This is a genomic window from Nguyenibacter vanlangensis, from assembly GCF_038719015.1.
GTDB lineage: Bacteria > Pseudomonadota > Alphaproteobacteria > Acetobacterales > Acetobacteraceae > Gluconacetobacter > Gluconacetobacter vanlangensis.
In genome coordinates, this window is the sequence record NZ_CP152276.1 from 4,023,070 (window position 1) to 4,042,531 (window position 19,462).

Genomic DNA, 19,462 nt, shown 5'->3' on the forward strand with positions numbered 1-19,462 from the left:
GACGCGATGGAACAGGGACGGATAGTCGTGGCCCAGCCGGATCCGGTCAGGCGGACGTCGGAAATCGAAGAGCCGACCAACCTGTATGTCATTCATCCGGTCTCGGCCTGGCTGACGCGGCGTTTCGCGCGGCTGGGCGTGTCCCCCAACGCGGTGTCGCTGGCCGGCATGGCGGCCGGGCTGCTGGCGGGCGTCGCCTATCATGCCGGCTTTCTGCACGGTTGCGATCCGCGCGCCGTGCTGGTCGGTTTCGCGCTGATGGTGATCTGGCACGTCATGGACGGCGCCGACGGGCAACTGGCGCGCCTGACGGGCCGATATTCGCAGACCGGCAAGATTCTGGACGGGGTGTGCGACTATGTCACCTTTGCCGCCGTCTATGTGGGGCTGGCCCTGTCGCTGGCCCCGCGTCATGGCGGCTGGGTCTGGGCGCTGGTGGCGGTGGCCGGATTCTGCCACGCCGTGCAGTCGGCGGCCTATGAACGGCAGCGCCAGGATTACAATTTCTGGGGCTGGGAGCGGGGGGCGTCGCCGCTGGCCCGCAATGTCGTCCCGTCCGGCCGGCGGGCCGGGGACGTGCTGTTCGGCCTGTATGCCCGGATCGAGGCGCTGACGACCGCGCTGGGCGAAAGCGGGCTGAATGGCCGCCTGGCGGTGATGCTGGCGGCCCATCCCGACCGCGCGCCGGATATTCGCCAGCGCTACCGCGCGGCCTTCGCGCCGCAGGTGCGGCGCTGGTCGGTGCTGTCGGCCAATTACCGCACGCTGGGACTCTTTCTGTGCGCGCTGCCGGGGCGGCCGCTGGCCTATTTCGCCTTCGAGATCGTGGGGTTCTCGGTCATCCTGCTGGGGCTGCTGCGCCGGCAGCGCCGGTGCGACGCGCGCTTCCTGGCGGCGCTGGAGGGCGTGGCGGCCGAGGCGCCGCCCGCGCGCCCCGCGCCCGCGAGAGCCCTGTCCGTTAACGTCCGTTAGTGTTCAGTCCCGCGTCGTGATCAGCAGGTAGGCCGCCGACATCATCAGCAGCAGCGACGGCGTCAGCGCGGTCAGCGCCGGGTTGAGGTCGAACAGCAGGCCCAGGCGGCTGGTGATTTCCTGCCCGAGCGAGAAGATCGTGGCGATCGCCACCCCGATCGCCATGCGATAGCCGACATTCTGCGCGCGCGGCGGCCCGAACACGAACGGCGCCGCGCAGGCGATCAGCGCGATCATCGCGAACGGGATGCTGATCCGCTCCCAGAGTTCCTGTTCGTAGCGCGTGGCAGGGAGGTGATGGCGCTTGAGGTCCTGGATATAGCGGTAGAGCGCGATCGGCGGCGCGCTTTCGGGCGGCAGGCTGAGGAAGCGGATCTGCCGCGACGACAGGAAGGCGGGCCAGGCCAGGCTGTCCAGGTGATCGGTGCGGAATTGCGACGCGGCGATCGTCTTGCGCGTCACGTCGCGCAGCATCCACACGTCGTCGGCGCCGATCCGCGCCCCGGCGGCGTGCAGATATTCCGTCATGCCGCCATCGGGGGCGAAACGGTAGATATCGACGTCTTCGGCCTGGGTCTCGACGGGAAAGCGGCGCACGCTGAGGAACTGGTCGTCGCCATGGGCCCAGAAGCTTTGGCCGCGCTCGCCCGCGACGCTGGCCAGGGCGTTGTCGTGCCGTTCCTGCGCCATCTGCCGCGTCGGCGGCACGACGAACTGTGCCAGCAGGAACAGGGCCACGACGATGGGGGCCACCAGGCGCAGCACCGCGGCGATGATGCGCGTCTCGGACAGGCCGATCCCCTGCAGCGCGGTCAGTTCCGAATGTTTCGCCAGCCCCCCCAGCCCCAGCAGGCAGGCCAGCAGCATGGCGATGGGCGTGACCTGCAGGAAGCGCGCGGGACTGAGCAGCGCGGCATAGGCCACCGCGTCGGCCAGCCGGTACCGGCCGTGCCCGACCAGGGGGAGCTGGTCGACGAATTCCAGCAGGCTGAACAGGGCGGTCAGCCCCATCGCCACCAGCAGGAAGGCGCGCAGCGTCACCATCTGGATATAGCGGTCGAAACGCTTCATGCCCGGCGGACCCGGTCCGTCAGGCCCGCCGCGATCTGGTCGCGCAGCAGGAAGGCCGCCAGGGCCGCCAGCATCGCCGGCGCCCACCAGATGCCGGGCAGCGTGCCGACCATGCCATGCTGCACCCAGGTCCGCGCCGAGGTGTAGAGCAGGTAATAGACGAAGAAGATCAGGATCGCGGTGCCCAGCTTGCCGTAGCGGTTCTGCCGCGGGCGTCCGCGCGCCAGCGGCACCGCCAGCAACGCCAGCAGCAGGGTGGTGAGCGGCGTCGAAAGCCGCCACTGGAATTCCGCCACGTCGGCGGCGTCGTGCGAGCGGGCGATCCGCAGGCTGCCGGCGGCCACCGAACTGTAGCCCGGCGTGGCGGCCTGATGGCGGTTCGGATCCTGGGTCAGAGCGCGCACCGTCATGATCCGGTCCTGGCCGCCGGGCTGGGTGGCGATGTCATAGACATGGGCATTGCGCAGCACGACCAGGCGCTCCGGCGGGGTCTTTTCCGCCGGGCCTTTTGCCACCTGACCGTTTTCAGCCGGGCCGTCTTCCGTCGGGAAGCCCAGTTCGGCGTGGATGATCTGGGTTTCCTTCGCGTGGCGGATCCGCACGAAGACGTCGCGCGCCGGCGTGCCGGGGCCTTGGCGGCGGGTCAGGAAGATCACGCGCGCGCCGTTCTGCACCACATAGAAGGTGCCGGCCTGCATCGCGTCGACATCCAGAGTCAGGGCGGCGGCCTGGGACAGGTCGTGCAGCCGGTGATAGGCCCAGGGCCGGACGATCAGCGACAGGCTGCCCACCGCCAGGGCGACGGCGCCGGCCAGCACCATGACATGGCGCAGCATCATCCCCGGAGTTACGCGCAGCGCATGCAGGGCCGTGATCTCGGAATTGCCGTACAGCGTGCCCAGCGCCAGCACGATGGACAGGTACAGCGAGACCGGCACCAGCACTTCCAGCCCGATCAGCAGCTTCAGCGCGACCAGGGTCAGGATCGTATGGGCGGACAGCAGGCCGTTGACCGCTTCGGACAGGAAATCGGCCGCGCTGTAGCTGGCGAACAGGGCCATGCAGATACTCAGCATCGCCGCCATCGGCTTGCCGATTTCACGCAGCAGATAGGTCCGAATGATCAAAGGGGCATACCGTCCATGATGCGCGCCGATCCTGGCTGCCGAATTCCGGCTGTCGGTCCCGGCAGGTCCGTCCCGGCGCGGCCAAGACCAGGCATCGGAGCCGCGCGCACCCTGTTTCCGGACGGGCAGGCATCATAGGCAACCGGTTTCCGGCCGTCAAACACCGGGTCGATGGGCCGCGTTCCGGCGCGGTGCCGCCTGGTCCGCCAGCCCGTCCGGCGGCAGGACGGGCGAGCCGGTCCGCAGCAGGTGAACCAGCCAGCGGCGCGACTGGCGGCGCCAGGCGCGGCGTTGCGGCCCCCGCCAGCCGCCGGACCGGGGGGATGGCATGTCCAGCCGTTCGGTGATGGCGTCCAGGATACGCTGGGCCCGCGCCCCCCAGGTCATGGTGTGGCTTTCGGCCAGGGCGGTCCGCGCCAGCCGCCCGGCCAGCGCCGGATCGTCCAGCAGCCGGCGCAGGGTCCGGGCCAGGGCCGGCGGAGCATCCGGCTGGCACAGCAGCGCGTTTTCCCCGTCGCGCAGGACTTCGCGCACGTCGGGCGTGTTGCCCGCCACGATCGGCCGGCCGGACGCCATGTAGAAGAACAGCTTCAGCGGCAGCACCGTCGAGCCGAAGCGCGCCAGCGGCTGCAGCGACGGCGGGATCAGCAGCACGTCGGCGGCGTGGATATACTGGCCGAGGATCTCGGGCGGCTGGAAGGGGACGGCCCGGACATTGGGCAGCGCCTGCGCCATGGCCTCGATCGGGCCCTCGCCATAGGAGCCGACCAGGATGAACAGCAGGTCGGGCAGGAGGCGCGCGGCCTCGATCATCACCGCCAGTCCCTTCTTGTGGTTGACCCGTCCGGTATAGACCACGGTCTGCGCATCGGCCGGGATGTCCAGCGCCCGCCGGGCCGCGTCGCGCCCGATCGGGGCGTCCAGCCGTTCGGGTTCGAACCCGTTGCGGATGCATTGCAGCTTGTCGGCGGGAATCCCCAGCTCGAGATATTTTTGCCGCGTATAGTCGGAATGGCAGATATTGACCACGAAGCGCCGGTGGCACATCAGCCGGTACAGAAAGGGGCGCAGCGGCGGGATCTGGTCCGGCCAGGGCCGGTAATGGTCGAACACCACGCGCTGGCCGAACCGGATCGCCACCCAGGCGATCCACAGATTGCGGGTATAGACGAGATCTGCCCGGCGGAAGGCGCTGCGCCAGACGATCGTCAGCCCGCAGGCCAGATGGCGTGCCCAAGGCGGCGAGAGCGGTGCCCAGGCCCGCGCCACCGCCAGGCCCGTCGCCTGCCGCAAGGCCGCGGATGCGGCCTGGTCCGGCAGGGGCACGTGCAGCGCCGCCCCGGTGGTCAGCCGCGCCAGATAGCGCGCGGTGGTCAGGAAGACCTCGGCGTCGGCCTCGGTGCTGGGAAGCGGGTTTTCGAAGGCGAACAGGATGCGTAACGCCCCGCCTTGAACCGCATCGGTGGGGGGCGGGCTGGTCTGTGTCATGTCGAAATCCGCTTTTCGTCCCGCCAGGCCGGGCTGGCGGCGCATATGAGCGGGAATGCCGGTTGCTGTCCAGAACCGCTTCATCCGGAACCATTTTGTCCGGAAGAGTCGGGGCCGTTCGCCGGGGCTGGTACCGGCGGGCGGCGGCCGTGGCATCAGGCATCTCGCGCGGGCGTGCAACCATCTCGGTTCCGCGACGCTAGAGGTGAGTTACCGGACAAAGCGTCCTGCCCGCGCCTCAGGAGCCAACGGTCATGCCTGACCTGACATTCACTGAAATCCTGTCTCGTCTGATGGTGCTGCGCGCGCAGGTCTCGGGCCCTCATTCGGTGCCGGTCGCCCGGAACTGACTCACCGGTAATGGCATGTCGTACAGAAGTATCGGGTATTGGAGGCCGGGATTAAATCCCGAATTTGATGGTGACCATCAAATCAACACAAATTTCGTAATGTAATTTCTTTTGAAGATATTATGGCCGGGATCGTGCCCGCCACCACCTTGTTTTGAATGGAGAATGGCTATGACAGACAATGTGGCGATGATCGACAGGGACCCCCTGCTGCTGGCCGGCGCCACCGCCCATGCCCTTGAGCCCCGCGCGCTTGACGCGGACGGTTCGGCTGCGGCCGCGCGGCATCATGCGGACGATCTGATGCATCATGTCCGCGCGCCGGTCTTGACGCAGGATGAGCGGATCGGCGGAGCCAAGATGTCGCGGCCGACGCCGGCGCAGCAACTGGGCAAGCGTATCCAGGCCCTGCGGAAGGCCGCGGGCATGAACCAGTACCAATTGGCCGACCGGCTGGGCATGTCGCGGTCGGCCGTCGCGTTCTGGGAGACCGGGCGCGAGAGCAGCGCGCGCAAGCATATTCCGCGCCTGGCCCGTCTGTTCGGCGTGTCCGAGGAAGCGTTCCTGACCGACCAGCACGACGAAAGCCATGAGATGACGCTGACGTCCGACGAGCACGACCTGCTGGTGCTGTACCGGATGCTGGATGCGACGGACAAGCTGTCGGCCCAGAAATGGATCGAAAAGCGGGTCGTGCGCCAAGGCCAGTGATGCCGGGGACAATGATCTCGGAAGCACCTGGGATCCCGGACGCACCCGGCCGGGTCCGGGTCAGCGCGCCAGCGTGACCAGGATCGGCCGGTGGTCCGACGGGCCGTAGGGCAGGGCGCTGCACGACACGCAATGCAGGGCGCGCGCCACGCAGCGATCCAGGCGTAGCGGCAGGACGCCGTACATGCGGTGCGTTGCCGTTCGCGGGCCCAGATCGGTGAAGCCGGGCGGGCAGGTCGGCCCGACGGCGTTGAAATCGCCCATGATGACGTCGATGTCGGGACAGGCCGACAGGATGTGGCGGATCTGCCGCCGGTTGGCGCGCTGGCCATGGTCCAGATGCACGTTCGCGATGCGCAGTCCGCCCGTGCGCCCCTCCATATGCCCATCCATGCGGATGATCTGTGCGGCGCGCGGCGCGACCGAACGGCGGATGGGGACCGGCAGGTCGCGGCGGGTCGCGGCGGGCAGCATCAATTGCGTCGCCTGGACCGGATGCGGGCTCCACATGGCCGGGGCGTGCGGACGCGGCGGCGCCATGGCGCGGTGGTACCGGCCGCCCAGCAAGTCCGGCAGCGCGTCCAGGCCCGCCGTCGTTTCCTGCATCAGCACCAGGTCCGGTGCGACGTCCCGGATCAGCCGGGCCACGTCGTGGCAGCCGGCGCCGCGCCGTACCAGCAGGTTCCAACTGAGGATACGCAGCATGTGCCGGCCTATTGGAACCGGCACGGCCGGTCGATCGTGGGGGCCTGGTCGGTCTGGATGACCATCAGCGTCACCGGTCCGTCGCCGACATTGCCGGCATTGTGTCCGATATGTCCCCTGGCGTCACGGCGGGACATCTGGTCCTCGCCCAGCGAGAGGTCGCCGGGCCCCATGACCACGCGGGTGCCGTCCATCGCCTCGACGAACCATGTGCCGCGCAGGGGAATGATCCATTGCACCGTCGGGTCCGGGTGCCAGGTGCCGTCCCAGTGCGCCGGCTGCACGGTCGAAATGATGGTCGTGCGGCCGGGCGGCAGCCGGTCCTGCCATTGCGGGCCGGCCGGCTTCGACATGGATTTCAGGATGTAGCGGTGAAAATGGCAGCGCGTCAGGTGGCTGACGCCTTTCGAATCGGTCCAGTTGTGCCAATAGACGCCCTGCGGGGCGGCGTCGGACGCGGTTGCGTCCGCTGGCATCATCGCCGGCATCATTGCCGGCATCATTGGTGGAATCATCGTGAGCATCGTCGTCAGAATTCTCGCGCGCGCCCAGTGCGCGTGCAACCGGCGATGGAGCGGATCGGTGTCGGTCATGGCCGCATTCCTCCTGCCCGCCGATCATGCCCGTCCCGCCGTGTCCTGTCCGGTCCTTGGACTTCAAAAATCCTTTTATTTGCCTCGGGCCCGGATCGCGGGGATTCTGGACGCGATGTCTTGCGGTCCTGCCTGGCGGCCCTGCCCGGCCGGGCCCGGTCGAAAGGGGTGGGATGAACGCGGAAACGCAGGGAGCGGCGCAACCTGCCGCGGCGGCGGTGGTCGATGTCCGGGATCTCGTCAAGGTCTTCGGGACGCATCGGGCCCTGGACGGGCTGTCCTTCGCGATCGCGCCGGGTGAGATCGTGGCCCTGCTGGGATCGAACGGTGCGGGAAAATCCACGCTGATCGGCTGTCTGCTGGGGTTTCTGCTGCCCGGCAGCGGCACGGTCTCGATCTGGGGGCAGGAGGCCGGGGCGCTGGATGCGCTGCGGCGTGCCCGCATGGGCTATGTGCCGCAGGCGATGAATGCGTTCGGGTCCTTTCGGGTCGGGCAATTGATCGCCTATCTGGGCGGGTTTTACGCCAGCGTGCCGCAGGCGCCCGATCCGGCGCTGCTGGCCTGGGCCGATCTCGACCCTGCGGCGCGGGTCGGGCGGCTGTCGGGCGGGCAGAAGCAGCGCCTGGCCATCGTGCTGGCGCTGCGCCATCGGCCGGATTTCCTGATCCTGGACGAGCCGGTCGCCAGCCTGGACCCCCAGGCGCGGCGCGATTTCATGGCCCTGCTGGACGAATATTGCGCGCGGACGGGCGCCTGCGTGCTGATGTCCTCGCATATCCTGTCGGACCTGGAGAAGGTGGCGACGCGCGCGCTGTTCATGGCGCGGGGGCGCATCGTGCACGACACGCCGATGGAGCGGTTTCGCCGGGCCACGCGCTGGATCGTGCCGGCGGGCGATGGCGGCGCGGCGCCGCCCACCGGCCCCGCCGGCCCGATCGCGGATCGGCTGCCCGCGCCGCTGACCTGCCTGGGGCGCGACGCGGCGACGGGCGCGCTGCTGGTCGACGGCTGGGACGACCGGCTGGCCGACGCGCTGCAGGCCGCCTTTGCGCACCCGGTCAGCGTGCGCCATCCGGACCTGGAGGCCGCGTTCCTGGAGATCACCCGGTGACGGGGATGGCGCGGCCGGACCTGCCCTCGCCGGTGTCCGCGCTCGGTGCGGCGCTGCGCGTCTATGGCAGCCGGGCCTTCGTCACCGGCAATCCGGGGCTGCTGGCTACGGCCCTGTATCTGGTGCAGATGCCGGTATGGATCGGCCGGCTGCGTCGCCATCCGCCGGGGGTGATGCCCGATATCGGGCAGAGCGGGCATTTCAACCCGATCTTCCTGGCCGGCATGTTCGGGATCGGCGCCGTCGGGTTTCACTGCATGCGGCAGATCCGCAACCCGCTGGCCGCGACGGTGCCCGGCCTGGTCGATGCCGAGCGCCGGGCCGCATTGCTGGTCATCTTTCTGCTGTGCGCGGCGCTGGTCCTGCCCCTGGTGCTGGCCGGCGTGCCCGCGCCAGGGGCGGCGGCCTTCGTCACCCTGGCCGCGCTGGGTGTCGGCGGGCAGGGCGAGCGGGGCGAGCGCGCCTGGGTCAAGGGGGTGCGGGGCGAGCCGACATCGACGACCAGCGCCCGCTCCGCCAGATGCGGACGGATCGCCAGCACCGCGTCCCGCAGCGCGGCGACCGGCACGGCCAGGATGACGATCGGGCAGCGCGCGGCCAGGGCCAGCGGGCCGGCGGTGACGCCCGCCATCGGCGCGGCCTCGTCGGGCGGCAGGGCAGGGTCGTGGACCAGCAGGCGGCAATGGGCGCGCAGATGGACGGCGATCAGCCGCCCGAAGGCGCCGAAACCGATCAATCCGACCTGGGGCGGTCGAGGGGCAGGGAAATGGGGCAGCATGAACGGGGCTTTCTTCGAGCCGCGTCGCCGCTGGTATCCGGATAGAGTCAACCGCCGACGACGCAGCGGTTGAGTACAGAACGCAATCCCCGCCGCTATGAGAGCGGCGCGTAATAGAGTCCGGCCAGGGAAGGGGCCGGCAGGGTGGGAATCGTCGTCATGCGCGGCAGCTAGCGCCTTCTACCCCGCGCGGTCAATCCCTTCCGGCAGGGTGCCTTCCATGACGACATAGCGCAGGCCGCTCTTGACGAAGGGCGCGCCGCGCGGCGCCAGCCCGAAACGGCGATAGAATGCGACGGCGGTCAGCCGGGCATCCAGGGTGATCCCGGTGAAGCCGAGCGGGCGCAGATCGGCGAAGGCCCGTCGCAGCAGCGCGCTGCCGATCCCCTGGCCCTGGCATTCGGGCAGCACCGCGCATTTGCGCAGCCGCACCGTGCGGCCGTCGACGGGAAAGAACGACCCGCACCCCGCCAGGACACCGTCGGCGAAGGCACCGTAATGCAGCGCGTCGGCGTCGCCGGGCACCAGGCACTCCTCGGCCGTCCGGCCGGGCCACAGCACTGCCCGGCGGATGGGCATGCAGTCGGTCAGGGCGATGCGCGTGATCCGCATGTCGGGCATGGGGGTCCCTTTTCACGTTCAGGGGTGGGGGCGACCAGCAGCCAGGCGCCGGCCACCTGCAGCGGCAGCCCGGCGACCAGCATGATGAAGCCGGCCCAGTGCTGGTCCTGCAGCGGAGTCAGGTCCCACCGGCACAGCACGTCCAGATAGGGAGCGTACAGCACCCGGGGGGCGGTCATCCAGACCACCGCCACCACCGTCATCGGCACGCCGCCCAGCAGGGCATAGAGCCCCGCCCCCGGGTTGCTGCGGATGATGCGGGTGCCGGGCAGGACCTGCGCCCAGAACAGCAGGCCGGCCAACAGGTCCAGCAGGCCCAGCGGCGCGCTGAACAGCGCGTTGGCCAGCGAGCGGTCCAGCACGGCGGGCAGTCCGGTGACGATCGCCAGCCCGCCGAACAGCACGGCCGCCACGCCGGGGTCGCGCAGCCAGCCCGTGGGGGACGCAGCGCCGCCCGCTTTGCCGGGCCGGGCCAGCAGCAGGAAGGGCGGCACGACCTGCCCCAGCACCATCAGGGCGAGCGTGTATTGCGCCATCGAGGCCAGCGGGTCGCGCAGCCCCAGGCAGGATGCCGCCAGCAATGACGCCCCCGCCGCTGCAGCCGGCAGCCGGCGCCATGTCCCGCGCGCGGTCCCGGGTTGCGTGGGCCCGGGATGTCTGGAGCTGAGGACGGCGATCGCGATCCCGGTCAGGATCGCGGCGGCCATCCAGGCGCCGACGGCCAGGGGGCTCCATACGGTTCCGGGTCCATCGGTCACAGGCACATCGATCACACGCCGATCATAGGACGGACCGGATGTCGCTTGCCATGCCTGACGGGTCGCCCAGTTGCGTCATGCCGTAACGGGCCCGCATATGCCCGTCCGGCCCGACCAGCGTCAGAACCGAGAGATGGTTGATCCGACCGTCCGGGCCCGCGTCCTGCCAGCCGATCCGCCAGGCCCGCGCGATGGATTCCACGTCCCGGGGCCGTCCGGTCAGGCCGATCGGCGCCGGCCGGAAATTGGCCAGGAAATCATGCAATGCGGCCGGCGTGTCATGGGTGGGGTCCAGGGTCACGAACACCACGCGGACCCGTGCGGCGTCACGCCCCAGCCGGTCGAAGACCGGGGCCAGGGCGTTCAGCACCGTGGGGCAGACGTCGGGGCAGCGGACATAGCCGAAATAGACCAGAACGGCCTGGCCGCGCAGGGATGCCAGGTCGAACGGCCGGTTTCGATCGTCGCGGAGTTCCAGGGCGGGCGCCGCCGCGGCCGGAACGGCAGAGCCGCTGAACCGGGCGAAGTCGCGGCCGGACAGGGCGCCGAGCCGGGTGTACAGCGCCAGCACCGCCAGTGCGGCCGCCCCGGCGCAGCCTCCGCGCCAGAGCGACACCCGCCAGCGGGGGGACGTCACGCCGTGCCTACCACAGCACCCAGCCGGGCGCGCGGGTCACATGGTGCAGGAACGGCCACAGGATCGGCACATAGGCCGCGGCGGCGGCGACCAGCGTCACGCCGGCCAGGATCCAGACATGTTCCAGGGCCCGCGCCAGGGGGGAAGGCCCTGCCCCGGCCGGGGACGGCGGGGCGTCGATTGCGTGATCGGCCGGGCCGCCGATGGCCTGGGCGAAGGGAACCGGCGGCGGCGCGGCGCGGCGGCCGAACAGGATCGTGCCGAAGAATACCGCGAAGAACGCGTATGTCGCCAGCCACAGCACCACCCCGCCTGCCGCCACCAGCGCCAGCGGCACCGACGCCGCGCCGTACAGCGCATGATAGGTGCCGTGCGGCAGGGCCGAGATCCAGGCGCGGCGCGGCACGCCATACAGCCCGGCCCATTGCATGCCCACGGCGAACAGCATCATCCCCGCGAACCACAGCCAGGCGGCCGCCAGCGCCAGGCGCCGGCTGACCAGCCGCCGGCCGGTCAGATGCGGCACCATCCAGAAGGTGATGGCCATGAAGGTCATCGCCGTCACGCTGCCGACCGTGACGTGGAAATGGCCGGGGACGAAAATGGTATTGTGGACGATGGCGTCCAACTGCCAGCTTCCGTTCACGATGCCCGTGGCGCCGCCCAGGATGAAGGTCACGGCCGCCAGCACCTGTGCCGCGACGCTGGGATCGCCCCAGGGCAGGGCGCGGAACCAGCCGAACAGTCCGGTCCCGCCGCGCAGCCGCCCGGCATATTCCAGGCTGAGCCCCAGGGTGAAGGCGGTGATCAGGCTGGGCATCGCCACCGACATGGTCAGCACGACCAGAATGCCGCGCCAGACCTGCGAAAAGCCGGGGTCCGCGAACTGGTGGTGGGTGCCCACCGGCAGGGCGAACACCATCAGCAGCGCGAAGGTCAGCCGCGCCATCGGGTCCGATACCAGCTTGCCGCCCGCCTGGCGCGACAGCAGCCCGTACCAGGAAATATAGGCCGGCATCAGCCAGAAATAGACGATCGGGTGTCCGGTCAGCCAGAACAGCGTGCGGTCGATGATCGGATCGACGGCGGCGATCAGCCCGATCGACCACGGGTCGAGCTGCAGCACCAGCTCGGCCAGCGCGCCGATGCCGGCCATCACCCACATCAGCATGGTCACCAGGCTCATATAGGTGACCAGCGGCGTGACCTGGCCGGGGCGGGCGCGCTTCCACGTGGCGCGCATCGCCAGCAGGATCGGCAGCGGCATCGTGCTGCCGATCGTCAGCAGGGTCATGCCGAAATAGAAGAACGGGCTGCCCTTCAGCGGCGGATAGAACGTCCACAGCACCGAGGACGAATTGTCGAACATGGCATAGAGCAGGCAGGCCGTGCCCGCCGCCATCAGCCCGAAACAGGCGCGCCACGGCGCCAGGCCCGGCGTCACCCCCAGTTCGCGCGCCGGCAGGTAGACCAGCAGCCCGCAGGTGACGAAGAAGGTGAAGACATAGCCGTTCAGCACGCCGTGGATCGTCAGGCCCTGATAATAGGTCTGCAGCAGCGGCCGCAGGGACGGATAGGCGTTGATCCCGGCATAGTTCAGCGCCTGCAGCGGCCCGATGGTGGCGCCGACCAAAAGGGCGCCGAAGCCCGCGACCAGGAAAGCCAGCATCATGCGCCGCATGGCCGCGTCGCGCCCAATGCCTGCGTCGCGCCCGGTGTCCGCGCGCGGTCCGGTGGCCTGCGCTGCGACCTGGATATTCATGACGGGGTCCCCGTCGTGACGGCTTGCGATGGCGTGACGACGATCCGCGCGACCATGGCATGGTGCAGCATGCCGCAATATTCGTTGCAGATGATGTGGTACACGCCCGGGCGGCGGAACGTGTATTTCACCGAGCCCACCACGCCCGGCACCGCCGTCAGGTTGACCGCCGTGCCCTGGATTTCGAAACCGTGCAGCACGTCGGCGCTGGTGACGTAAAAGGTGATTTCGGCCCCGGCGGGCACGCGGATGACGTCGGGCGACCAGTGCCAGGCCCGCCCCACCACGTAGACCGCATAGGCGTTCGGCCCCGTCCGCACGATCTTGCCGTCGGCGAACGCGGCTTCTCGCGCCGGGTCTGCCGGGTCGGTGTAGAAGGCGCCCGTCGCGGACACCAGCCCGTAATCCCGCACCACATAGAACATCGTGCCGATCGTCAGCAGCGCCAGCATGACGATCACGCAGAACGTCCAGACCCGTTCGTGCCGTTCGGCCGAGGCGTGGAACGCAGCCTCGAAGGGGGTCATGCCCTGTTCCTCGCTCATCACCGCTCTCCCTGCGTCATGCGCGATGAAGGAAAATCAACGACACCAGGCCCCAGACCAGCAGGATGGCGGCCGCCAGCACGCCGCCGACCACCCAGGTGCCGACCGGGCGCACCGATCCGGGGTGTGGCGGCAGATTGCCGTTGCTTTCCATGGTCATTGGGCGTTTCCGGAGCCGCTTCCTGGGCCGTTTCCGGACAGGCTCTGGACGAAGGCGGCGACCGCCTGCATGTCGGCATCATTCATTCCCCGGACCTCCATGACCATGATCTTGCCCATCGGGTCGCGATCGCTGCCCCGTTTCCAGCGGCGCAACTGCCCCAGCACATAGGGGGCGGACTGTCCCGCCAGAGGCGGAAAGGGGCCCATGCCCTGCCCCGCCGGCCCGTGGCAGCCCGCGCAGGGCATGACCCCGGCGCCGCCGCCCCCGGTTTCGAACACCGTCTGGCCGCGGGCGTGGCGGCCGGCCGGCACCGGCACCAGTGCCTCGGCATCGGCTTCGACGGGGGCGGACTGCGCCGCGTAATAGGCTGCGACCGCGCGCATCTGTTGCGGCGTCAGTGCCCGGGCGAACGGCGTCATCCAGAAGCTGGTGCGCTTGCCGGCGGCGAAGAAGGAAAGCTGCTGCTGCAGATAGGCCGGGGCGGCGCCGGCCAGGCGCGGGATCGCCATGTCCGGCTGCCCGGCCCCGTTCATCATGTGGCAGGCCGCGCAGCCGACATGGCCGGCCTGGACGCCCCGTTCGGCGATCAGGCGGCCGGCCGCCACGTCCGGGCTTTCGGCGGCAGGTTGCGTATCCTGGGCAGAGGGTTGGGCAGGGGCATGGGCCGGCATTCCGGCCAGCAGGCAAGCGCCCGCGATCGCCAGGGCGCGTACGCGCCGCCGCCGCGCCTGTATCCTGCCCGCCAGTCCGTGCATGCCGCTCTCCCCCACGGGCTTTGCCTGGATCGCCTGCCGCGGGATCGCCGACGAAGCCGACCGGTCGTGAAACCTCGGTGTCCGGCCGCTTCACGCGGTCGCGACGGGTGCGTTTTGCACATCTTTCGCTTCCGTGACAACTGCGGCCGGCCTGGCTTCGGACGAGGGGCGGAACATGCCGCGTGCCGCGTGCCGCATGCCCCTGGCGATGACGGCGCCGGCGGTTACAATATGGTGAGGGGTAGCGCGCAATCCGTGCCGTTCGTGCATGAATGGACCGGCGGGCGCAGCGCGCCGCCAGACGGGAACGAAGTGCATGCTCCTGGCCGAAACGATTCTTGCCTCCGGCGGGCATGCGCCCGGTGTCGAGCATGTCGCGCCCGCCGACATCATGACGCCGGCCGACCGGTACCAGGAATTGTTCGTCGCGGTGCAGAGCGGCCGGGTCTTTCCGGACAGCAAGAGCTTCGTCGATTGCGTGCCGCGCCGCGCGCCCGAGGCGATCCTGCGTGCCTATCGCGCCGGCAACGCCGCCGCCGGATTCGACCTGTCGCGCTTCGTGGCGGAGAATTTCACGCCCGAGCCCGTCGTCGCCAGCCGCTATGTCTCGGATCCCGGCCAGTCGCTGGCCGCCCATATCGACGGTCTGTGGGGCGTGCTGTCCCGCCATCCGGACGACCACGCGGCCCATGGGTCGCTGCTGCCGCTGCCGCATCCGTACGTGGTGCCGGGCGGCCGGTTTTCCGAACTGTATTACTGGGATTCCTATTTCACGATGCTGGGTCTGGCCGCGGGGGGCAAGCACCGGCTGCTGCACGCGATGGCCGATAATTTTTCCTTCATCATCCAGGCCTATGGCCATATCCCCAACGGCAACCGCAGCTATTATCTCAGCCGTTCGCAGCCGCCGGTCTTTGCGCTGATGGTCGGGTTGCTGGAACGGCACGGCCTGCGCCAGGCGGTGCGTTACCTGCCGGATCTGCTGCGGGAATATGCCTATTGGATGGACGGGGCCGACGGGTTGTGCCCCGGCGAGGCCCGCCGCCACGTCGTCTGCCTGCCGGACAACATGCTGCTGAACCGCTATTGGGACGATCGCGACACCCCGCGCGAGGAAGCCTATTGCGAGGATGTGGCGACGGCGGCGGCCGGCACGCGCCCGGCCGCGGACATCTATCGCGACCTGCGGGCCGGCGCCGCGTCGGGATGGGATTTCAGTTCGCGCTGGCTGGGTTCGCCGGACGACCTGTCGAGCATCCGCACCACCGCGATCCTGCCCGTCGACCTCAACAGCTTTCTCCATCTGCTCGAACGTCAGATCGAACGGCTGAGCCGCCTGGCCGGGGACGAGGCGCGTGCCGTCCTGTTCCATCGGCGCGCCGCCATCCGCCGCCGGGCCATCGACCGGTATTTCTGGCAGCCGGAGCAGGGGGCGTTCGTCGATTACGACTGGGCGTTGATGCGGCATCGGCCGCAGGTCACGGCGGCTTCGGCCGTGCCGCTCTATGTCGGGCTGGCCAGCCATCACCAGGCGCACCGCGTCGCCGCCACCCTGGCCGAGCGGCTGTTGCTGCCCGGCGGGCTGGCGACCACCGAACAGCACAGCATCCAGCAATGGGACCGCGCCAATGGCTGGGCGCCGCTGCAATGGATGGCCATTCACGGCATGCGCCGCTATGGCCTGTATGCGCAGGCGCGCGACCTGTCCCATCGGTGGCTGGCCACGGTTGCGGGCCTTTATGCGCGCGAGGCCAAGCTGGTCGAGAAATACGCCATCGGATCGGCCCCGGACGGACTCGGCGGAGGTGGCGGCGAATATCCGCTGCAGGACGGGTTTGGCTGGACGAACGGCGTCACGCGCATGCTGCTGGCCGACTATGCCGACCACCACGCCCATCATGCCCGCGCCGGACGCGTGCGGCACTGAGGCGCGGGCCAACGATGTACCCGCACCTGATTTGGTGCGGCCCCGCCTGGAACCATCCCGCCCCATGCCGGTTGATAGGCGCACAGAGGGGGAACCGCAATGTCCAGGTTCGCGCGAGATGGCGACGGCCCCAGGCGGCCGATGCCGACGCCTAATCCGGGCCCGTTCAATCCCGACGACCCGATGCCCGACGAGGGGCCGCCGGACGACGACCCGTTCGAGCCGGATGACGATGATGCAGGGCCGGTTCTATGACATTTCCCGATCGCAGTCCCGACCCCGAGCATGAGGGGGTGCCCGGCCCCCATCCGCAGCCGCCGGTGCCCGACCAGGTTCCGCCGGGAGTCGACCCGCACAAGCCGGCGGGGCCACCGGGGCCGCCGCACCCGCACGAGCCGCCGCTGGAGCACGACCCCCATGGCGACGGCGAAGTCCGGCCGGAGCGCGACGGGTGATTGCCGCCCGGTGAAGGAGATCGGGCGAATTATGATCCCGGGTTACGATCCCGTGTTGTGGTTTGGGGCGGGTCAGATCAGCCGGGCGCCCACGATGAGCAGCACGGTTGCCAGCACGGTGCGCTGCACGCTTTCGCGGATGCGGCCGACGAACAGGCTGCCCAGGATGATGCCGGGGATCGATCCGGTCAGCAGCGCGATCAGCATGGCCGGATCGACCGACCCCAGCAGCCAGTGGCCCAGCCCGGCGACCAGGGTGAGCGGCACCGCATGGGCGATGTCCGAGCCGACGATGCGCGCGGTGGACAGGCGCGGATACAGGACCAGCAGCGCGGTCACCCCGATCGCCCCCGCCCCGACCGAGGACAGCGACACCAACAGGCCCAGCAGCGCGCCCACGAGGATGGTCAGCACATGGGCCTGCCGGTCGGTCAGGCGTTCGGAAAAGCCGGCCAGGCGCGTCATGATCGCCGCGCGGAACATGATGCAGGGCGCCGTCAGCAGCAATGCCACGCCCAGGCTGCGTGAAATCAGGTGCGTCGTGGAGAGCGACGGCGCGCCCAGCGCATGCAGGGCCAGCAAGGTCAGCGCCGCCGCGGGAATGCTGCCCGACGACAGGCGGCGCACGATTTTCCAGTCCACGCCGCCGGCAGATCCGTGCACGCTCGTGCCCACCGCCTTGGTGATGGCGGCATAGAGCAGGTCGGTGCCGACGGCGGTCTGGGGATGAATGCCGAACAGCAGGATCAGCAGCGGCGTCATCAGCGACCCGCCGCCCACGCCCGTCACCCCGACGAGGAAACCCACGCCCAGCCCGGATAGCGAGTAAAGTGGCTGAAACGCGTCACTCAAGGTCATGGACAGGTCCCCGAAAGCTGATCGATAAACGGATCGATCTCATTGCACGATATCATGAGAGTCTTACGAATTGAAATCATCGCGGTGGGATAATTTTTTAATAAACGAAAACGCATGGTGATATAATCCGCCCGCATGGTCAATGGGGCCGCGCGATGGAGAAAAGCCGCGGGCCTGTTCGCACCCGTCCGCTTCCATCACCCCCTGTTTCCGTCATATCGTGCCGGATATTGTGCCGGACAGGATACCGAGCCAGACATGGGCGCCAGACATGGGCGGCGGGGCAGCGCGGGCAAGGGGCGATATGGGGCGGATCCATCCGGCATGACCGTGCGGCGTCGATGATCCTGCTGCTTCCTCTGGCCGTTCTGGCCGTGCTGCTGTCCGGGGTGGTCTTCTGCTGGCGGCCCCTGCCGGCGATGGCCCCGGCCTGGGACGGCGCGATGGCCTGCGGCGTGGCGGCCTATGCGCTGCTGCTGTTCCTGTTCGTCCTGACGGGGCGCCCGCTGCGCCTGCCTTTCTATGACGGCAAGTTCTTCATCCGCGCGCATCGGTTGCTGGGGTGGCTGGCGGTTTTGCTGCCGCTGCTGCATGCCCTGCTGCTGCTGTGGGCCGAGCCGCTGACCCTGCGTTACCTGCTGCCCGGCGCCCCGGCCTATATGCTGGCGGGCGGCCTGGCGGCGGGGGGCATGGCGCTGCTGGGCGGTCTGGCGATGCCGGCCGCGCGGGCGCGCCTCTGGCGCAATGCCGCGTCGTTCCGGCGGGCGCATGGTGCCGCGGCCCTGGTGCTGCTGGGGCTCGCGACGGTCCATATCGCCGCCGCGCGGCTGCATGTCACGACGCGCGGGCAGGTCGCCGCCCTGGCCGTGACCGCGCTGGTCTGCGCCGTCCTGCCTTGGGTCGGCCGGCATGGCCGCCTGCCGCCGGTCGCCCCCGGACGGCGGCGGCGCGCGACATCGGCCATTGCGGTCCGCCTGTCGCTGGGGGTGGGGGCGGCGTCGCTGGGCCTGTCGCTGCTCTATGCGGAATGGCTCGGGCGCTGGGTGGCGCCGTGAAGGGCCGCGCGGCGGGATGGGGGATGACGGCCGCGCTGGCCGGCGTGCTGGCGGCGATGCTCGTCCTGGCCGGGTGGGGCTATCGTCCCCGGTCGGGGCATGCCGACCCGCTGCCCGTCATGTTCCTGCATCGGGCGCACAGCGCCTATAATTGCGTGCAATGCCATCATGACAGCCTGGATCCCGGACTGTCGGCGCTGCCGCATCGCAAATGCATCCTCTGCCATGTCACGCGGCCCGACCTGGCGGTGGGGGCGCGGGCGACATTCCATGATTTCTGCGAATCCTGCCATCTGGCACGGCGGCGCGACCATTTGGCCGCCGGTCCGATCCGCCTGTGCCACGAATGCCATACGCCCCGGCCGGGCGAGCGCGCGCAGGATATTCTTTGACGGCCTGACCGGGTCGCCGGGCGCCATGTGCGGTCCGGTTTGTGAAATATTCCTGACATGGCGTCGTGGGCTCTGACCGCGGCGCCGTGTTTTCCTTATGCTGGCTGGCTGTTTCGGGTGGACCGGGCGAGGGGTGCAAGGAAATGGCGGGATCGGCGATGCGTTGCATGTTCGGAAGCGTGGCCGGAGCGATGCTGGCGGTGGCGGCCGGCGTGAGCCCGGTGGCCGACGCGGCCCGTGCCGCGGATCCGTCCTTTGCCGATCGGGTGCGGCATGCCGATGTGTCGCGCGGGCGCGACCTGGCCGACAGCATGTGCTCGGACTGTCATAATTTCGATCGCGACGGATCGGCGATGATGGGGCCCAACCTCTATGGCCTGATGGGCACGCACATCGCCGCCATTGCCGATTACAATTTCTCGCCCGCCCTGCTGGCGCGCCGGCAGCAGGTCTGGACGGTCGATACGCTCTCTGCGTGGCTGAAGGATCCGGCCGGCTTCGCGCCGGGCACCCGCATGGGGTTCGACGGCATCGTCTCGGACCAGGACCGGGCCGATATCATCGCCTATCTGGGCAGCCTGTCCGGCGGCAAGTGACGCGCCGGAGGTTGTTCTTTTTTGAAAGAAG

The 19,462-nt window shown here is 69.5% G+C and carries 22 protein-coding genes; 9 read left to right on the top strand and 13 right to left on the bottom strand.

The features are described 5' to 3' along the window. Positions 1 to 6 precede the first annotated feature (6 nt). Positions 7 to 972 (top strand): CDP-alcohol phosphatidyltransferase family protein, encoded by a 966-nt coding sequence (locus AAC691_RS18775; protein WP_342628054.1) that lies wholly within the window; start codon positions 7 to 9, stop codon positions 970 to 972. A gap of 3 nt (positions 973 to 975) precedes the next feature. On the opposite strand, the gene lptG is transcribed toward AAC691_RS18775, so the two are convergent. The 3 genes from lptG to AAC691_RS18790 all read right to left on the bottom strand — a co-directional run bounded on the left by lptG (position 976) and on the right by AAC691_RS18790 (position 4,658). Next, positions 976 to 2,043: an LPS export ABC transporter permease LptG gene (lptG, locus tag AAC691_RS18780; RefSeq protein ID WP_342628055.1), complete on the bottom strand. Its 1,068-nt coding sequence runs from the start codon at positions 2,041 to 2,043 to the stop codon at positions 976 to 978. Continuing rightward, complete coding sequence (locus tag AAC691_RS18785) at positions 2,040 to 3,170, bottom strand: LptF/LptG family permease (RefSeq protein ID WP_323990063.1); 1,131 nt, start codon at positions 3,168 to 3,170, stop codon at positions 2,040 to 2,042. Before AAC691_RS18785 ends, lptG begins: the two co-directional genes overlap by 4 nt. Before the next feature lie 156 nt (positions 3,171 to 3,326). Beyond that, complete coding sequence (locus AAC691_RS18790; RefSeq protein WP_342628056.1) at positions 3,327 to 4,658, bottom strand: glycosyltransferase family 4 protein; 1,332 nt, start codon at positions 4,656 to 4,658, stop codon at positions 3,327 to 3,329. Between the two features lie 521 nt (positions 4,659 to 5,179). On the opposite strand from AAC691_RS18790, the gene AAC691_RS18795 reads away from it, so the two are divergent. Continuing rightward, positions 5,180 to 5,719: a helix-turn-helix domain-containing protein gene (locus AAC691_RS18795; RefSeq protein WP_246285655.1), complete on the top strand. Its 540-nt coding sequence runs from the start codon at positions 5,180 to 5,182 to the stop codon at positions 5,717 to 5,719. A 60-nt stretch (positions 5,720 to 5,779) separates the two neighbouring features. Here AAC691_RS18795 and AAC691_RS18800 read toward each other — a convergent pair whose 3' ends face one another. Both AAC691_RS18800 and AAC691_RS18805 read right to left on the bottom strand, forming a co-directional pair. Then, positions 5,780 to 6,424: an endonuclease/exonuclease/phosphatase family protein gene (locus AAC691_RS18800; RefSeq protein ID WP_176640635.1), complete on the bottom strand. Its 645-nt coding sequence runs from the start codon at positions 6,422 to 6,424 to the stop codon at positions 5,780 to 5,782. An 8-nt stretch (positions 6,425 to 6,432) separates the two neighbouring features. Then, entirely contained in the window at positions 6,433 to 6,903 is a 471-nt protein-coding gene (locus tag AAC691_RS18805) for a cupin domain-containing protein (RefSeq protein ID WP_408906017.1), read from the bottom strand. Between the two features lie 287 nt (positions 6,904 to 7,190). Between AAC691_RS18805 and AAC691_RS18810 the strand changes: the two genes are divergently transcribed. Together AAC691_RS18810 and AAC691_RS18815 are read left to right on the top strand one after the other, a co-directional pair. After that, on the top strand, positions 7,191 to 8,129 hold the full coding sequence (locus AAC691_RS18810; RefSeq protein WP_342628057.1) for an ABC transporter ATP-binding protein: 939 nt from the start codon (positions 7,191 to 7,193) through the stop codon (positions 8,127 to 8,129). Then, a complete protein-coding gene (locus AAC691_RS18815) occupies positions 8,126 to 8,980 on the top strand; it encodes a hypothetical protein (RefSeq protein ID WP_342628058.1) in 855 nt (284 codons plus the stop codon). The genes AAC691_RS18810 and AAC691_RS18815 overlap by 4 nt, the downstream gene beginning before the upstream one ends. A 107-nt stretch (positions 8,981 to 9,087) precedes the next feature. Here AAC691_RS18815 and AAC691_RS18820 read toward each other — a convergent pair whose 3' ends face one another. Genes AAC691_RS18820 through AAC691_RS18850 form a run of 7 tightly spaced genes read right to left on the bottom strand, consistent with a single transcriptional unit; the run spans position 9,088 to position 14,148 of the window. Further along, positions 9,088 to 9,528, bottom strand: coding sequence for a GNAT family N-acetyltransferase (locus AAC691_RS18820; protein ID WP_342628059.1), 441 nt, complete (start codon positions 9,526 to 9,528; stop codon positions 9,088 to 9,090). After that, entirely contained in the window at positions 9,495 to 10,301 is an 807-nt protein-coding gene (locus AAC691_RS18825; RefSeq protein ID WP_342628060.1) for a cytochrome c oxidase assembly protein, read from the bottom strand. Before AAC691_RS18825 ends, AAC691_RS18820 begins: the two co-directional genes overlap by 34 nt. A 7-nt stretch (positions 10,302 to 10,308) precedes the next feature. Next, on the bottom strand, positions 10,309 to 10,923 hold the full coding sequence (locus AAC691_RS18830) for an SCO family protein (protein WP_342628061.1): 615 nt from the start codon (positions 10,921 to 10,923) through the stop codon (positions 10,309 to 10,311). 7 nt (positions 10,924 to 10,930) lie between these two features. Next, positions 10,931 to 12,685: a cbb3-type cytochrome c oxidase subunit I gene (locus tag AAC691_RS18835; RefSeq protein ID WP_342628062.1), complete on the bottom strand. Its 1,755-nt coding sequence runs from the start codon at positions 12,683 to 12,685 to the stop codon at positions 10,931 to 10,933. Continuing rightward, positions 12,682 to 13,230 (bottom strand): cytochrome c oxidase subunit II, encoded by a 549-nt coding sequence (locus AAC691_RS18840; RefSeq protein ID WP_342628063.1) that lies wholly within the window; start codon positions 13,228 to 13,230, stop codon positions 12,682 to 12,684. Before AAC691_RS18840 ends, AAC691_RS18835 begins: the two co-directional genes overlap by 4 nt. 16 nt (positions 13,231 to 13,246) lie before the next feature. Next, entirely contained in the window at positions 13,247 to 13,390 is a 144-nt protein-coding gene (locus AAC691_RS18845) for a hypothetical protein (protein WP_342628064.1), read from the bottom strand. Further along, positions 13,387 to 14,148 (bottom strand): c-type cytochrome, encoded by a 762-nt coding sequence (locus AAC691_RS18850; RefSeq protein WP_342628065.1) that lies wholly within the window; start codon positions 14,146 to 14,148, stop codon positions 13,387 to 13,389. Before AAC691_RS18850 ends, AAC691_RS18845 begins: the two co-directional genes overlap by 4 nt. A gap of 316 nt (positions 14,149 to 14,464) precedes the next feature. On the opposite strand from AAC691_RS18850, the gene treF reads away from it, so the two are divergent. Together treF and AAC691_RS18860 are read left to right on the top strand one after the other, a co-directional pair. Then, positions 14,465 to 16,075: an alpha,alpha-trehalase TreF gene (gene treF, locus AAC691_RS18855; RefSeq protein ID WP_342628066.1), complete on the top strand. Its 1,611-nt coding sequence runs from the start codon at positions 14,465 to 14,467 to the stop codon at positions 16,073 to 16,075. Between the two features lie 251 nt (positions 16,076 to 16,326). Continuing rightward, complete coding sequence (locus tag AAC691_RS18860) at positions 16,327 to 16,530, top strand: hypothetical protein (protein WP_342628067.1); 204 nt, start codon at positions 16,327 to 16,329, stop codon at positions 16,528 to 16,530. A gap of 72 nt (positions 16,531 to 16,602) precedes the next feature. Here the strand turns inward: AAC691_RS18860 and AAC691_RS18865 are convergent, their stop codons facing one another. Beyond that, a complete protein-coding gene (locus AAC691_RS18865; protein WP_323990086.1) occupies positions 16,603 to 17,388 on the bottom strand; it encodes a sulfite exporter TauE/SafE family protein in 786 nt (261 codons plus the stop codon). Positions 17,389 to 17,729: 341 nt separating this feature from the next. Here AAC691_RS18865 and AAC691_RS18870 point away from each other — a divergent pair, with 341 nt between their 5' ends. The 3 genes from AAC691_RS18870 (at position 17,730) to AAC691_RS18880 (ending at position 19,431) form a co-directional block, all read left to right on the top strand. Next, the gene (locus AAC691_RS18870; protein ID WP_342628068.1) at positions 17,730 to 18,443 is read left to right on the top strand and encodes a ferric reductase-like transmembrane domain-containing protein; all 714 of its coding nucleotides are present in this window, start codon (positions 17,730 to 17,732) and stop codon (positions 18,441 to 18,443) included. A gap of 23 nt (positions 18,444 to 18,466) precedes the next feature. After that, positions 18,467 to 18,835: a cytochrome c3 family protein gene (locus AAC691_RS18875; protein WP_342628069.1), complete on the top strand. Its 369-nt coding sequence runs from the start codon at positions 18,467 to 18,469 to the stop codon at positions 18,833 to 18,835. Positions 18,836 to 19,002: 167 nt separating this feature from the next. Continuing rightward, positions 19,003 to 19,431, top strand: coding sequence for a c-type cytochrome (locus AAC691_RS18880; protein ID WP_342628070.1), 429 nt, complete (start codon positions 19,003 to 19,005; stop codon positions 19,429 to 19,431). Positions 19,432 to 19,462 lie beyond the last annotated feature (31 nt).